This is a genomic window from Geodermatophilaceae bacterium NBWT11 (genome assembly GCA_014218215.1).
Taxonomy (GTDB): domain Bacteria; phylum Actinomycetota; class Actinomycetes; order Mycobacteriales; family Geodermatophilaceae; genus Klenkia.
Genome location: CP043652.1, coordinates 1,539,657 through 1,553,507 on the forward strand (window position 1 = coordinate 1,539,657; position 13,851 = coordinate 1,553,507).

General features: G+C 74.4%; 11 protein-coding genes. 5 read left to right on the forward strand and 6 right to left on the reverse strand.

Annotation, left to right across the window (positions count from 1 at the left end):
* Window positions 1-40: 40 nt before the first annotated feature.
* From F1C76_07390 to F1C76_07400, 3 genes are all read right to left on the reverse strand, one after another.
* On the reverse strand, window positions 41-856 hold the full coding sequence (locus F1C76_07390; GenBank protein QNG36434.1) for an ABC transporter permease: 816 nt from the start codon (window positions 854-856) through the stop codon (window positions 41-43).
* Window positions 853-1,833, reverse strand: a complete 981-nt coding sequence (locus F1C76_07395) for an ABC transporter ATP-binding protein (protein QNG36435.1) — start codon at window positions 1,831-1,833, stop codon at window positions 853-855. Before F1C76_07395 ends, F1C76_07390 begins: the two co-directional genes overlap by 4 nt.
* Before the next feature lie 237 nt (window positions 1,834-2,070).
* Window positions 2,071-3,375 carry an MFS transporter gene (locus F1C76_07400; GenBank protein ID QNG39080.1) on the reverse strand — a complete coding sequence of 435 codons (1,305 nt, stop codon included), beginning with the start codon at window positions 3,373-3,375 and terminating at the stop codon, window positions 2,071-2,073.
* On the opposite strand from F1C76_07400, the gene F1C76_07405 reads away from it, so the two are divergent.
* Entirely contained in the window at window positions 3,374-4,366 is a 993-nt protein-coding gene (locus F1C76_07405) for a tyrosine-protein phosphatase (GenBank protein QNG36436.1), read from the forward strand. The genes F1C76_07400 and F1C76_07405 overlap by 2 nt on opposite strands.
* A gap of 488 nt (window positions 4,367-4,854) precedes the next feature.
* Here F1C76_07405 and F1C76_07410 read toward each other — a convergent pair whose 3' ends face one another.
* On the reverse strand, window positions 4,855-6,576 hold the full coding sequence (locus tag F1C76_07410; GenBank protein QNG36437.1) for a phosphoenolpyruvate--protein phosphotransferase: 1,722 nt from the start codon (window positions 6,574-6,576) through the stop codon (window positions 4,855-4,857).
* Between the two features lie 210 nt (window positions 6,577-6,786).
* Between F1C76_07410 and F1C76_07415 the strand changes: the two genes are divergently transcribed.
* From F1C76_07415 to F1C76_07430, 4 genes are read left to right on the forward strand one after another with little or no spacing between them, the layout of a single operon-like run.
* A complete protein-coding gene (locus F1C76_07415) occupies window positions 6,787-7,554 on the forward strand; it encodes a DeoR/GlpR transcriptional regulator (GenBank protein QNG36438.1) in 768 nt (255 codons plus the stop codon).
* Window positions 7,551-8,576 (forward strand): 1-phosphofructokinase, encoded by a 1,026-nt coding sequence (locus tag F1C76_07420; protein QNG36439.1) that lies wholly within the window; start codon window positions 7,551-7,553, stop codon window positions 8,574-8,576. The genes F1C76_07415 and F1C76_07420 overlap by 4 nt, the downstream gene beginning before the upstream one ends.
* Entirely contained in the window at window positions 8,566-10,722 is a 2,157-nt protein-coding gene (locus F1C76_07425) for a PTS lactose transporter subunit IIC (protein ID QNG36440.1), read from the forward strand. The genes F1C76_07420 and F1C76_07425 overlap by 11 nt, the downstream gene beginning before the upstream one ends.
* A 40-nt stretch (window positions 10,723-10,762) precedes the next feature.
* A complete protein-coding gene (locus tag F1C76_07430) occupies window positions 10,763-11,023 on the forward strand; it encodes an HPr family phosphocarrier protein (GenBank protein QNG36441.1) in 261 nt (86 codons plus the stop codon).
* 124 nt (window positions 11,024-11,147) lie between these two features.
* Here the strand turns inward: F1C76_07430 and F1C76_07435 are convergent, their stop codons facing one another.
* Window positions 11,148-12,323: an AGE family epimerase/isomerase gene (locus F1C76_07435; protein ID QNG36442.1), complete on the reverse strand. Its 1,176-nt coding sequence runs from the start codon at window positions 12,321-12,323 to the stop codon at window positions 11,148-11,150.
* Between the two features lie 10 nt (window positions 12,324-12,333).
* Entirely contained in the window at window positions 12,334-13,851 is a 1,518-nt protein-coding gene (locus tag F1C76_07440; protein ID QNG36443.1) for a 2-oxo acid dehydrogenase subunit E2, read from the reverse strand.

Sequence of the window (13,851 nt, forward strand, 5' to 3'; positions counted from 1 at the left end):
GCAGCCATGCTGCCGTACCGACCGTGCCGCGGCGGCGCCGTCAGCGGCGGGGTGCCCACCGGAAGCCCTTCGCCGCGACCACGGCGCCCACGACGATCCAGGCGGCGAGGACGGCCAGGGGCTGCAGGGCGGAGCTCCACAGCTCACCGCCGGAGACGACCTCGCCGTCCCAGGTGGTGCCGGCCAGGCCCAGCTGCAGCAGCTCGATGACCGGGGTGACCGGCAGGAAGCGGGCGACGGTGGCCAGCGCCTCGGGGAAGATGCTCAGCGGGTAGAGGATGCCCGACAGCGCGGTGTTGACCAGCACGATCGGCAGCGTGGTGATCTGCGCGGCCTCCGGGGTGCGGGTGAACGACGTGCTGGCCGCGGCCAGCAGCACCATCAGCACGACCCCGCCGAGGACGGCGACCAGCGGCAGCACGACGTCGGCCGGCGCGGTCCACTCGCCCAGGACCAGCACGCCCGCGGCGACGACCAGGATCTGCCCGATGCTGACCAGCAGCGTGGGCGCGGCGGTCGCGGCGAGCACCTCGGTGCCGGTCAGCTCACCGGTGCGCATCCGCTGCAGCACCAGGTCCTCGCGGCGGGCCACGTACGTGGTGACCAGGTTGTAGTAGGTCAGGTAGATCAGCGTGATGCCGACCGAGGCCTGCACCAGCAGCGGGCCCAGCGGGGTGTCGCCGTCGCCCAGGCCCAGGACCGGGACGACCGCGACGAGCAGCAGCGGCAGGACGACGGAGTTGACCAGCGCCGTGCGGTTGCGCAGCAGCAGCCGGGTCTCGGCGGTGGCGAGGGACCGGACCCGGGCGATCCGGGACGGGCCGGTGGTCGGGCGCTCGAGCGTGGCGGTGCTCATCGGGTCTCCTCCTGCTGGGTGCGGACTGCGGGGTGGGTGCCGTCGGCGACGGCGAGGAAGGCCTGCTCCAGCGAACCGGCGCGGGCGTGGAGGGTGCGCAGCACGACGCCGTGCTCGGCGGCCCAGGCCAGCAGCCCGGCGAGCACCGGCTGCAACGCCCCGGTGTGCCACTCGACGCGACGGCCGGCGCGGGTCACCTCGACGCCGGAGGGCACCGGCGGCTCCGGGGCGTCGTCGTCCAGGGCGAAGCGGATGGTGGCGAGCTGGGTCTCGGCGATCTCGGCCTGGGTGCCCGCGAGCACGATCCGGCCCTCCCGCATCACGGCGACCCGGTCGGCGAGCTCCTCGGCCTCCTCCAGGTGGTGGGTGGTGAGCAGCACCGCGGCGCCCTCGGCGACCAGGCCCTGCACCAGCTCCCACACCCGGCGGCGGGACTCGGGGTCCAGCCCGGTGGTCGGCTCGTCGAGGACGACGACGCTGGGCCGGCCGAGCAGGGCGAGCGCGAGGTCCAGCCGACGCCGCTCACCGCCGGACAGCGAGCGCACCTTGACGTCGGCGCGGCCGGTGAGCCCGACCTGCTCGAGGGCCTCGGCGACCGGGCGGGGCGCGGTGAGGGTGCCGGCCCAGGTCGTCAGCGTCTCCCCGGCGGTCAGGTCGCCGGGCAGGCCGCTGGTCTGCAGCAGCACCCCGAGGTGCGGGCGCACCTCCGCCCGGTCGCGGACCGGGTCGGCGCCGAGCACCCGGACGGTGCCCCCGGACGCGGGGCTCAGGCCCTCCAGCACCTCCAGCGCGGAGGTCTTGCCGGCGCCGTTGACCCCGAGCAGGGCGAGGACCTCGCCGCGGTGCACCTCGAAGGAGATGCCGCGGACGGCCTCGAAGTCGCCGTAGGAGCGGCGCAGGTCGGCGACCTCGATGACCGGGGCGGTGCCTGTCGGGGTGCCGGTGGCCGTGGTCGGTGGTGCGGTGGCGGGCTGCATCGTCGTCCTCCTGCTGGTGACTCGTTCTCGGTCACCCACGACGTTCCTGCCTCACCGCGCCCGGCACAGGTGCCGTCCCTCACGACCTGCGCCGCCGTCCGCACGGGTCACCCGTGACGTTCGTCAGGGGTCGACCGCTCACCGGCGTCGATCAGCTCCGACGACGGACGTGCGTCCTCCTCCACCGACGTCGGTGGAGGAGGACGCACGGTGGTCGTCCCAGCTGATCGAAGGGCGTCAGCGCGGGAGGCGGTCGGTGTCCGCGGCGCGCAGCCGTCCACGCAGTGCGAGCACGGTGAGCCCGGCGATCAGCATCATCACGCCGACCACCCAGAGCCCGGCCCGGCTGTTGCCGGTGGCGTCGAGCAGGAAGCCGGTGATGTACGGCGCCCCGAAGCCCGAGCTGTTGCCCAGGGTGTTGACCAGCGCGATCCCGGCCGCGGCACCGGCGCCGGCCAGGAAGGTCGAGGGCAGGTACCAGAACACCGGCAGGGCGCAGAAGACGCCGATCGCGGTCACCGTGATCACGGCCATCGTGGCCAGCGGGGACTCCATGTAGAGCGCCACCGGGATGCTCACCGCGCCGAGCAGGGCGGGCAGCGCGACGTGCCAGACCCGCTCACCGGTGCGGTCGGAGTGCCGGGACCAGAACACCATCGCCACCGCGCCGATCGCGAAGGGGACGGCGACGATCAGCCCGTTCTCCAGGATGGAGAAGGTGGTGTCGAAGGACTCGGCGAACCCGGCGACGATGGTCGGCAGGAAGAAGCTCAGCGCGTAGAGGCCGTAGGTGACGCCGAAGTACACCAGGCCCAGTGCCCACACCCGGGGGTCCTTGAGGGAGTCGCGGACCCGGTGCTTCCCGCCGGCCTGGGTGGCCTGCTGCTCGGCGGCCATCGTGTCGTCGAGCCACTGCCGCTCGTCGGCGGCGAGCCAGTCGGCGTCCTTGGGGCGGTCGGTCAGGTAGAACCAGGCCGCGATGCCCAACAGGACGGCGGGCAGGCCGAGCACCAGGAACATGACCCGCCAGCCGGCCAGGCCGAGGAAGCCGTCGGCGTACTGCAGGATCGCCCCGGCGATCGGGGCGCCCAGCGCACTGGAGGCCGGCAGGGCGATCATGAACAGCCCGGTGAGGCGCACCCGGACCGACCGGGGGAACCAGAACGTCAGGTACAGCATGATCCCGGGGAAGAACCCGGCCTCGGCGACGCCGAGCAGGATGCGCGCGACGTACAGCGTGGTCGCGTTGGGCACGAAGGCCATCGCGGCGGCGATGATGCCCCAGGTGACCAGGATGCGGGCGATCCACCGGCGGGCGCCGAACCGGTGCAGCGCGATGTTGCTGGGCACCTCGAAGAGCAGGTAGCCGATGAAGAACAGGCCGCTGGCCAGGCCGAACATCGTCTCGGTGAGCCCGAGGTCGGCGCTCATCGTGAGCTTGGCGAACCCGATGTTGGTGCGGTCGACGTAGTTGAGGAAGTAGGCCAGCCCGAGGAACGGGATGAGCCGGATCGCGACCTTGCGGACCACCCGGGCCTGCATGCCCGACGGGTCGGCCTCGGTGCGCACGTCCTGGGTCGCCACGGCGGCCTCCTCGCTGGGGTGCCCCGGGCACGCCTGTGTGTCCGGTGAGCGGGACCACCCTAGGAGCCGGTGCGTTCCGAGGTGCTCCCGACCCGCAACCGACTCCCGCACTAGGTTCGACCCCGTGCCCGACGACGCCCGCTGGCTGCCCCTGCAGGGGACGACGAACACCCGCGACCTGGGCGGCCTGCCGCTGACCGACGGCGGCACCACGGTGCCCGGGCGGGTGCTGCGCAGCGACGACCTGCAGGAGCTCACCGACCACGACGTCGTGGTGCTCGTCGACGACCTGGGCGTGACCGACGTGGTCGACCTGCGCAGCAGCGCCGAGGTGCGCCTGGAGGGGCGCGGGCCGCTGCGCGACCAGCCCGAGATCGCCCACCGGCACTTCACCCTGCTGCCCGAGGCAGGCACGTACACCGACGTCTACGCCGCCGAGGACGACGCCGACGTCGACCTGCCCGAGGGCTGGCTGGAGAGCCTGCTGCCCCGCAGCGTCGCCGCCGAGCACGAGACCGAGACCCCCGCCGTCCGCTCCTACCTGGGCTACCTGACCGACGGGGCGGACAACGTCGTCGGCGCGCTGCGCGCGATCACCGCGGCGTCCGGCACGGCCCTGGTGCACTGCGCCGCGGGCAAGGACCGCACCGGCGTCGTGTGCGCGCTGGCCCTGGAGGTCGCCGGGGTCGAGCGGGAGGCCGTCGTGGCCGACTACGCGTTGACCGCCGAGCGGATCGACGACGTGGTGGGCAAGCTCGCCGCCCGGCCCACCTACGCCCAGGACATGGCGCGCCGCGACGTGGCCAGCCACACCCCGCGGGCGGACTCGATGCGCCGCCTGCTGGACCTGCTGGACGCCGACCACGGCGGCGCCGCCGGCTGGCTCGCCGAGCGCGGCTTCGGCCCGGAGGAGCAGACCGCCCTCCGCCTGCGCCTCACCGAGGCCTGAGACAGCGAACGACCCCGCACTCCGTGACGGAGTCGGGGTCGATTGCTGTGCGGCCCCCTCGGAGGGGCCCGCGGCGCGCGGAGCGCGTCGTGGGGAGCGAGGGGGTCCTTACCGGACGACGGTGTTGAACTGGCTGTTGGCCAGGGTCAGCAGGTCGTCGCGCATCGCGGGGCTGCTGCTGCGGGCGAGAGCCTTGTCCAGGGCCCGACGGGTCCGCGACGCCTGACGACGCTGACGCCAGGTGCTGGTGACGCTGCTCATGGGGTGTTCCTTCTTCCGTGCTGCTGGGTGGTTGTTACGTCTGTATTAAAGCAAGCATGTGCCGGTTCATTCCAACGGAACGATGGTGATGTCGGCCCCTGTCCTACGGATGTTCACCCCAAAGCCGTAAAGATCTACGAATGGTGTCCGACGCCACACCCCCCCCAGACGCCGCGAGCCCCTGCCGACCGTGGTGGTCGACAGGGGCTCGCGGAGCGGTTCCCGGATCAGCCGGCAGCGGCGTCCAGCACCTCGCGGACGGCGGCGCGGGCGGCCTGCGGGTCGTCGGACTCCAGGGCCACCTCGGCGGCGCGCTGACAGGTCGCCAGGCTGACCGTGGCGAGCTTGGCGCCGACGCCGGCGACCGAGGACGCCGCGCAGGACAGCGAGGTGATCCCCAGACCCACCAGCACGCAGGCCAGCAGCGGGTCGGCCGCGGCCTCACCGCACACCCCGACCGGCTTGCCGACCCGCTGGCCGGCCTCGGCGGTGAGCTGCACCATCCGCAGCAGCGCCGGCTGCCACGGGTCGGTGAGGTCGGCGAGGTCGCCGGAGAGCCGGTCGGCGGCCAGCGTGTACTGCGACAGGTCGTTGGTGCCGATGGACAGGAAGTCCAGGTGCTGCAGGAACCGGTCGGCCAGCAGTGCCACCGAGGGCACCTCGACCATCACGCCGGGCACCATCCCGCGCTCGCGCACCAGCGCCGCGAACTCGGCGGCCTCGCTGACCGTGGACACCATCGGCGCCATGACCCAGGGGGTCGAGTCGGTCTGCGCGGCGGCCTGGGCCACGGCGTCGAGCTGGCGGGTCAGGATGCCCGGGTCCAGCCGCGAGGTGCGCAGGCCGCGGACGCCGAGGGCCGGGTTGGCCTCGTCCGGCGGGGTGGCGAAGGCCAGCGGCTTGTCCGACCCGGCGTCCAGGGTGCGCAGCACGACCTTGCGGCCGGCGAAGGCCTCGAACACCGCCGCGTAGCCCTGGGCCTGCTCCTCGACGGTGGGCTCCTCGGCGTGGCCGAGGAAGGCGAGCTCGGTGCGCAGCAGGCCCACGCCCTCGGCGTGCGCGGCGGCCGCGGCCCGGGCCCCGGCGCCGTCCTGCACGTTGGCCAGCACCTGGACGGCGTGCCCGTCCGACGTCGTCGCCGGGCCCTCGTAGCCCGACAGCGCCTCGGCGGCGACGCGCGCGGCCTCGACCCGGGCGCGGGCCTCGTCCTGGTCGGGATCGACGGTGACGGTGCCCTGCTCGCCGTCGACCAGGACGAGCGCACCCTCGGCGACGTCGTTGAGCCCACCGACGGCGACGACGCAGGGCAGCCCGAGCTGGCGGGCGATGATCGCGGTGTGGCTGGTCGAGCCACCCAGCCGGGTGGCCAGCGCGACGATCCGGGTCGGGTCCAGACCCGCGGTGTCGGCCGGGGCCAGGTCGTCGGCCAGCAGCACCGACGGGGTGTCCGGGTTGGTCACGCCGGGCTCGGACTGCCCGGTCAGCTCGGCCACGATCCGGTCCCGGACGTCGTTGACGTCGGTGACCCGCTCGGCCATCAGCCCGCCCAGGCTGGCGAACAGCTCGGCGAACTGCTGCGCGGCGCCCACCGTGGCCACCGCGGCCGAGGCGCCGCCGTCGATCCGCTGCTCCACCGTGGACAGCAGCCCGCGGTCCCGGGCGAGCCCGGCCGTCGTCCCCAGCACCGCGGCACTGACGCCGCTGGCGGCCGCGGCCCGCTCGGACAGTCGGCCGGCGACCACCTCGGCGGCGGCGGTGAAGCGCTCCTTCTCCCCGGCGCGGTCGGCCTCGGCCACCGGCTGGGCGTCCTCACCGGGCAGCTGCACCGCCCCGTGCGGCTTGACGACCGGGCCCAGGGCGACCCCGGGCACCACCGGTGTCCCGGTCAGCACCGTCGGGCCGGTGACGCTGGAGGAGGTGACCTCGGGGCCGGTGGAGGTGGTCGTCATCGCAGGAGGTGCCTCTCTGTCGGGCGGGTCGCGAGGGTGCGGGTGGGGCTGACGAGGAGGCTGGCGCGCCCAGCGTCGTCCCCGGTGACAAGAGTCACGACTCGGTCTTGACTTGTCAACGTAACGGAAGTAAAACAACACCAACACAGCGGCGAACCCACACAAACGGGCAGCGTCGCGTGACGCGGACGACGCTACGAGGAGGTGCGGGTGTACGCCGAGGAACGCCAGCAGGCCATCGCCGGCCTCGTCGCCCAGCGCGGCCGGCTCGCCGTCACCGCGGTCGCCGAGCGGTTCGGTGTCACCACCGAGACCGTCCGCCGCGACCTCGCCCTGCTCGAGCGGGCCGGGATGCTGCGCCGGGTGCACGGCGGTGCCGTCCCCACCAACGCCCTCACCGTCGTCGAGCCCGGGCTGGGCGAGCGCCGGAGCACCCGCACCGACCAGAAGCGCCGGATCGCCACGGCCGCCCTCGCCCTGGTCCCCGACGTCGACGGGTCGTTGATCCTCGACGGCGGCAGCTCCACCGCCTCGCTGGCCGAGGTGCTGCCCGCCGACCGCCGGCTGCTGGTGGTCACCAACTCGGTGCCCATCTCCCACCGGCTCACCGTCGCCCCCGGCGTCAGCCTGCACGTGCTCGGCGGCCGCGTCCGCGGGATCACCCAGACCGCGGTCGGGGAGTCCACCGTCGCCGCGCTGGCCGACCTCCGGGTCGACGTGGCCTTCCTCGGCGCCAACGGGGTCAGCGCCGCGCACGGCTTCTCCACCCCCGACGAGACCGAGGCCGCCAGCAAGCGGGCCATGGTCCGGTCCGCCCAGCGGGTGGTGGTGCTGGCCGACAGCAGCAAGCTCGGCCGGGAACACCTGGTCCGCTTCGCCAGCGTCGACGACGTCGACGTCCTGGTCACCGACGACGAAGCCGACCCGGACGTCGTCACCGAGATCGAGTCGCACGGGATCGAGGTCCTCACCGCATGAGCATCGTGACCCTGACCGCCAACCCCAGCCTGGACCGCACGCTGGCCCTGCCGGGTGCCCTGGAGCGTGGGGCCGTGGCGCGGCTGGGAGCAAGCCACACCGAGCCCGGGGGCAAGGGCGTGAACGTCTCCCGCGCGGTCGCCGCCGCCGGTGCCGACGTCGTCTCGGTCCTCCCGGCCGCCGACGACGACCCGATCGTGCGCGCCCTGCAGGCCCTGGGCCTGCGGCTGGCCACGGTGCCGGTGACCGACGCGGTGCGCACCAACTACACCCTCACCGAGCCCGACGGGACGACGACCAAGCTCAACGAGCCCGGCGCCCGGCTGGACGACGACGTCTGCGCCGCGCTGCTGGCCGCGGTCGTCGAGCACAGCGTCTCCGCCCGCTGGGTCGCGCTGTGCGGCTCGCTGCCCCCGGGCACCCCGCTGGACTGGTACGCCGACCTCGTCCGGGCGGTGCGCAGCAGCGGCGCGAAGATCGCGGTGGACACCTCCGAGGCCCCGCTGCTGGCCCTGCTGGCCGCCGGTCCCGACGCCGCCCCCGACCTCCTCAAGCCCAACACCGACGAGCTCGCGCAGCTGGCCGGGGTGCCCGAGGAGGTCGTGGTCAGCGACCCCGAGGCCGCACTGGCCGCCGTCGCCACGCTGCACGCGCGTGGCGTCGACGCGGTGCTGCTGACCCTCGGTGCCGACGGCGCCCTGCTGTCCACCGCCGACGGCGGGCTCTTCTCCGCCCGGCCGCCGCGGATCACCGTCCGCAGCACGGTCGGCGCCGGCGACTGCAGCCTGGCCGGCTACCTGCTGGCCGACCTCGCCGGCGCCTCGCCGGCCGACCGGCTGCGCTCCGCGGTCGCCTACGGCTCGGCGTCTGCGTCGCTGCCCGGCTCCGCCGTCCCGACCCCCGACCAGGTGGACCTCACCGCCGTCCAGGTGACCCCCGGGTACCCCCGCTCCACCGCACCGCAGCAGGACCCCACCCCGCACGCCACCCCTGTCGCGGCCGCCGGCCGCGATGCCCGCTGAGACCAGGAGCCCCTCCGTGTCCGCACTCATCACCACCGAGTTGGTGGCCCTCGACGCCGGTCCGTCCGACGTCGGTGGCACCGACAAGACAGCCGTGATCCGCACGCTCGCGGGCCGGGTCGCCGCCGCCGGGCGGGCCACCTCCGCCGACGGGCTCTTCGACGACGCCATGGACCGTGAGTCCAAGGTCGCCACCGGCCTCCCCGGCGGCATCGCGATCCCGCACTGCCGCTCCGCCGCGGTCACCGAGGCCTCGCTGGCCTTCGCCCGGCTCACCCCGGCCGTCGACTTCGGCGCCCCGGACGGCCCGGCCGACCTGGTCTTCCTCATCGCCGCCCCGGCCGAGGGCGACGCCGACCACCTGACGCTGCTCACCGCGCTGGCCCGCGCGCTGGTCCGGCCCGAGTTCGTCGCCTCGCTGCGCGCGGCCTCCACCGAGGCCGAGGTCGTCACCCTCGTCCAGGACGTCGTCGCCCCCGCGGAGACCCCGGCCACGGCCGGTGCGACCGCCGCCGCCCCGGCCGCTGCTGCCCCCGCCGCCGCAGCCCCCGCGGCCGACCGCCCGACGATCGTCGCCGTGAGCGCCTGCCCGACCGGCATCGCGCACACCTACATGGCAGCCGACAAGCTCGCCGCCGCCGCCCGCGAGATGGGCGTGGACCTGCACGTGGAGACCCAGGGCTCCTCGGGCGCCACCCCGATCGACCCCTCGGTGGTCAGCAAGGCCGCCGCGGTGATCTTCGCCGTCGACGTGGGCGTCCGGGACCGGGACCGGTTCGCCGGCAAGCCGGTGATCCAGTCGGGCACCAAGCGGGCCATCCAGGAGCCCGAGGTGATGATCCGCGAGGCGCTGGCCGCCGCGCAGGACCCGAACGCCCGGCGCGTGCCCGGCGGCTCCGGCTCCTCCGACACCCCCGCCACCAGCGGTGGCCGCCCCAGCACCGGCTCGGAGATCCGCCGCTGGCTGCTCACCGGCGTCAGCTACATGATCCCGTTCGTCGCCGCCGGTGGTCTGCTCATCGCGCTGGGCTTCCTGTTCGGCGGGTACCAGATCGTCAACGGCAACCCCGACGTCGAGGGCCAGAGCTACGGCCTGAGCTGGCTGCTCAACAACAACGTGTTCGACCTCCCCGTCGCACCGGGCATCGAGGGCCTCAACGACGGCCTCCTCGGCTACCTGGGCGCCCTCTTCGTCGTCCTCGGGCAGGCAGCGTTCGGCTTCCTCGTCCCGGCACTGGCCGGCTACATCGCCTTCGCCATCGCCGACCGCCCGGGCATCGTCCCCGGCTTCGTCGTCGGTGCGGTCTCCCTGACCGTCGGCGCCGGCTTCCTCGGCGGCCTGGTCGGCGGCATCATCGCCGGCTTCGCGGCCAAGTGGATCGCCGGCTGGAAGCTCCCCGCCGGCGTGCGCGGTCTGCAGCCGGTCGTGATCATCCCGCTGCTGGCCACGGTGATCTCCAGCGGCATCATGGCCCTGGTCCTCGGCCGCCCGCTGGCCCTCGCACTGACCGGCCTGAGCGACTTCCTCACCGGCCTGTCCGGCTCCTCGGCCATCCTGCTGGGGGTCATCCTCGGCCTGATGATGTGCTTCGACCTCGGTGGCCCGGTCAACAAGGCCGCCTACGTCTTCGCCACCACGGGCATCGGCGTGGCCGACCCCAGCCCCGCGTCGCTGCGCATCATGGCGATCGTCATGGGTGCGGGCATGGTCCCGCCGCTGGCGATGGCGATCTCGACCTTCATCCGCAAGCAGCTCTACACCCAGGCCGAGCGCGAGAACGGCAAGGCCGGCGTGCTGCTCGGACTCTCCTTCATCTCCGAGGGCGCCATCCCGTTCGCCGCGGCCGACCCGCTGCGGGTCATCCCCTCGATGATGCTCGGCGGGGCCACCTCCGGCGCCCTCATCGCGGCCTTCGGCACCGAGCTGCGGGCTCCGCACGGCGGCGTGTTCGTCTTCTTCGCGATGACGAACTTCTTCCTCTTCCTGCTGGCGGTCCTCATCGGTGCCGTGGTCGGCGGCGTGGCCGTCACGCTCGCCAAGAGCGTCGGCCGCACCCCGGAGGCGGCCCCCCCGGCCGCCACCGAGGACGCGATGGTCGGCGCCTCCGCCGGGACCACCCGGAGTGACGCCGTCCGCGCCAGCTGACACGATCACCGACAGAACTCGACGCAGAGGAGCGCACCGCATGCCCAGCCAGACCGTGACCGTCGGATCCGCCGTAGGCCTGCACGCCCGTCCGGCCGCCCTGATCGCCGAGGCCGTCGGCAAGGCCGGGGTGCCCGTCACCCTGGCCACCGCGGGGGGCAACCCCGTGGACGCCGGCTCGCCCCTGATGATCATGACGCTCGGTGCGAAGAAGGGCGCCGAGGTCACCGTGACCAGCGACGACGAGGCCGTCCTGGCCGACATCGCCGCGATGGTAGAGCGCGACCTCGACGCCGAGTAGCAACGCGCAGCGAACGCCCCGTCCCTCTCCTCGAGGGGCGGGGCGTTCTGCATTCCCGGCCTGGCAGAGGAACCTCCACACCCCCTGGGACGCCCGATGGGGGGTGTAGAGGTTCCTTCGTCGGTCAGGGGAGCAGCGCGGCCGCGAGGCTGCCGCGGACGGGGCGCTCGCGCAGCAGGAGCATCTGGGCCAGGTGGTAGGCGTCGGGCTGGCCGGTCCAGGTGCCGGTGCCGACCTCGCCGGTCGGGGTCAGCTCGTGGTGCCAGGAGCCGGTGGAGCGGTCCAGGAAGTGCGCGTCGCCGTGCGCCTCCCAGGCGTGCTGCAGGCCGGCGGCCCGCGGGTCACCGGTGACCTCGTGCCGGACGGCGGCCGCCGCCACCGCCTCGCACAGCACCCAGTGCATCCGGGCGGCGACGACGGGCCGGTCGGACCAGTCCAGCGTGTACGGGAACCCGGGGTGCCCGTCGGCGGCCCAGCCCCGCTCGGTGGCCGCGGTGAACAGCGCATCGGCGTCGGCGCGCAACCAGCCCGGGGCCCGGTCCCCGAGGACGGCGTCCAGGTGCAGGCACAGCCGGGACCACTCGAACTGGTGCCCGACGGTCACGCCGTAGGGCCGGAACGGGTCGGCGGGGGCGTCGGCGTTGTACTCCGGCAGCGGGGTCCAGAGGTGCGTGAAGTGCTCGGGCAGCCGCCAGTCGGCGTCCCGGGCGAAGCCGTGCACGACCCGTTCGGTGGCCCGCAGCGCGTGGGTGCGCAGCCGGGCGGTGGCCTCCGGGTGGGTGCGGGCCAGCGCGTCGGCCGCGGCGAGCACCGCCTCCACGCCGTGCATGTTCGCGTTGGCCCCGCGGTAGTCCTCGACCTCGGTCCAATCGGCCGAGAACGACTCCCGGGCCAGGCCGGCGGCGTCGTCCCAGAACCGGTCCTCCCAGACCGCGAGCGCCTCGGTGAGCAGGGCGCCGGCCCCCGGCACCTCCGCGGTCACCGCGCTGGAGGCGGCCAGCAGCACGAACGCGTGCACGTAGGCGGCCTTGCCCCGCTCGGCGGTCGAGTCCCCCCACCCGCCGTGCTCGGCGTCGCGCAGCGGGCCGGCCGTCAGCGCCCGCACCCCGTGCTCGGCCAGGTCGAGGGCCTCGGTCGACCCCAGCAGGGCGGCGAGGGAGAACACGTGGGTCATCCGGGCGCTGATCCACGTCTCGGTGGGGCGCTGCTCGACCTCGCCGTCGGCCCCCAGGTACCCGAACCCGTCGGGCACCCGGGAGCGCGCGGCGAAGGTGAGCAGCGGCCCGAGCTCGGTCTCCATCGCACCGACCCTAGAAGGCCAGGGCGGTCCCCGGGTCGTGCAGCACGGCGCCGATGTCGGCCAGGAACCGCGAGCCGAGCTCGCCGTCGACGATCCGGTGGTCGAAGCTCAACGCCAGCTGGGTCACCTGCCGGATCCTGATCTTGCCCTTGTGCACCCAGGGCATCTCCCGGACCGCACCGAAGGCCAGGATCGCCGACTCCCCCGGGTTCAGGATCGGGGTGCCGGTGTCCACGCCGAAGACGCCCACGTTCGTGATCGTGATGGTGCCGCCCGACATCGCGGTCGGGCTGGTCCTCCCCTCCCGCGCGGTGGCGGTCAGGTCGGCCAGCGCGCCGGCCAGCTCGGCCAGCGACAGCCGCCCGGCGTCCTTCACGTTGGGCACGATCAGCCCGCGCGGGGTGGCCGCGGCGATCCCCAGGTTCACGTAGTCCTTGACCACGATCTCCTGGGCCGCCTCGTCCCACGAGCTGTTGACCATCGGGTGCCGGTGCGCCGCGAGCAGCAGCGCCTTGGCCACGAACAGCAGCGGGCTGATCCGCAGCCCGGCGAGCTCGGGGCGGGCGGCGAGCCGGGTGCGCAGCTGCATCGTCCGGGTCACGTCGACGGTGAGGAACTCGGTGACGTGCGGGGCGGTGAAGGCGCTGGCGACCATGGCGGCCGCGGTGTGCTTGCGGACGCCCTTGACCGGGATGCGCTGCTCACGGCCCTCGGTGCCGGCGTCGGCGACCGGGAAGCGGACGACCGTGCCGGCCTCGGCGGCCAGCTCGGCCGGGGTGCGGGCACCCGACGGGGCGGCCCCGCTGCGGGCGGCGTCGACGTCGGCACGGGTGATGACCCCGCCGTCCCCGGTGCCGGTGACGGTGGTCAGGTCGACGCCGCAGTCCTTGGCGTACTTGCGCACCGGCGGCTTGGCCAGCGGGCGGGGCGCCCGGCGACCGGGGGCGACGGCCTGGCCCGAGGCGGCCTCGGAGTCGGTGGCGTGCTGCTCGGCGGCCCGGCCCATCTCCACGCCCCCGGGACGCACCGGCTTGCTGCGCACGTCCGGGGCGGTCGCCAGCAACGGCGGGCGGTCGCTGCCCGAGCCGTAGTCGGCCTCGGGGAGGACCTGGGGAGCGGTGGCCCTCTCGGCCGCGGCCGCACCGGAGCGGCGCGGGCGACGGACGGCCTCGGTGTTCTTCGGGCCGTAGCCGACCAGCACCGAGGTGCGGCCGCCCGGCGCGGGGCCGCCGATCAGCCCCGCGGCGGGGGTGTCGTCGGCAGGTGCGTCGTCGGCCGCGGGGCCGCCGATGTCGATGGTGATGATCGGGGCGCCGACGTCGACCGTCGTCCCCGGCTCGTGCAGCAGCTCGACCACGGTGCCGGCGTAGGGCGAGGGCAGCTCGACGGCGGCCTTCGCCGTCTCCACCTCGCACAGCGGCTGGTTGGTGGTGACGACGTCGCCCACCGCGACGAGCCACTGCAGGATCTCGCCCTCGGTCAGGCCCTCGCCGACGTCGGGCAGCTTGAACTGACGCAGGTCGGCCAT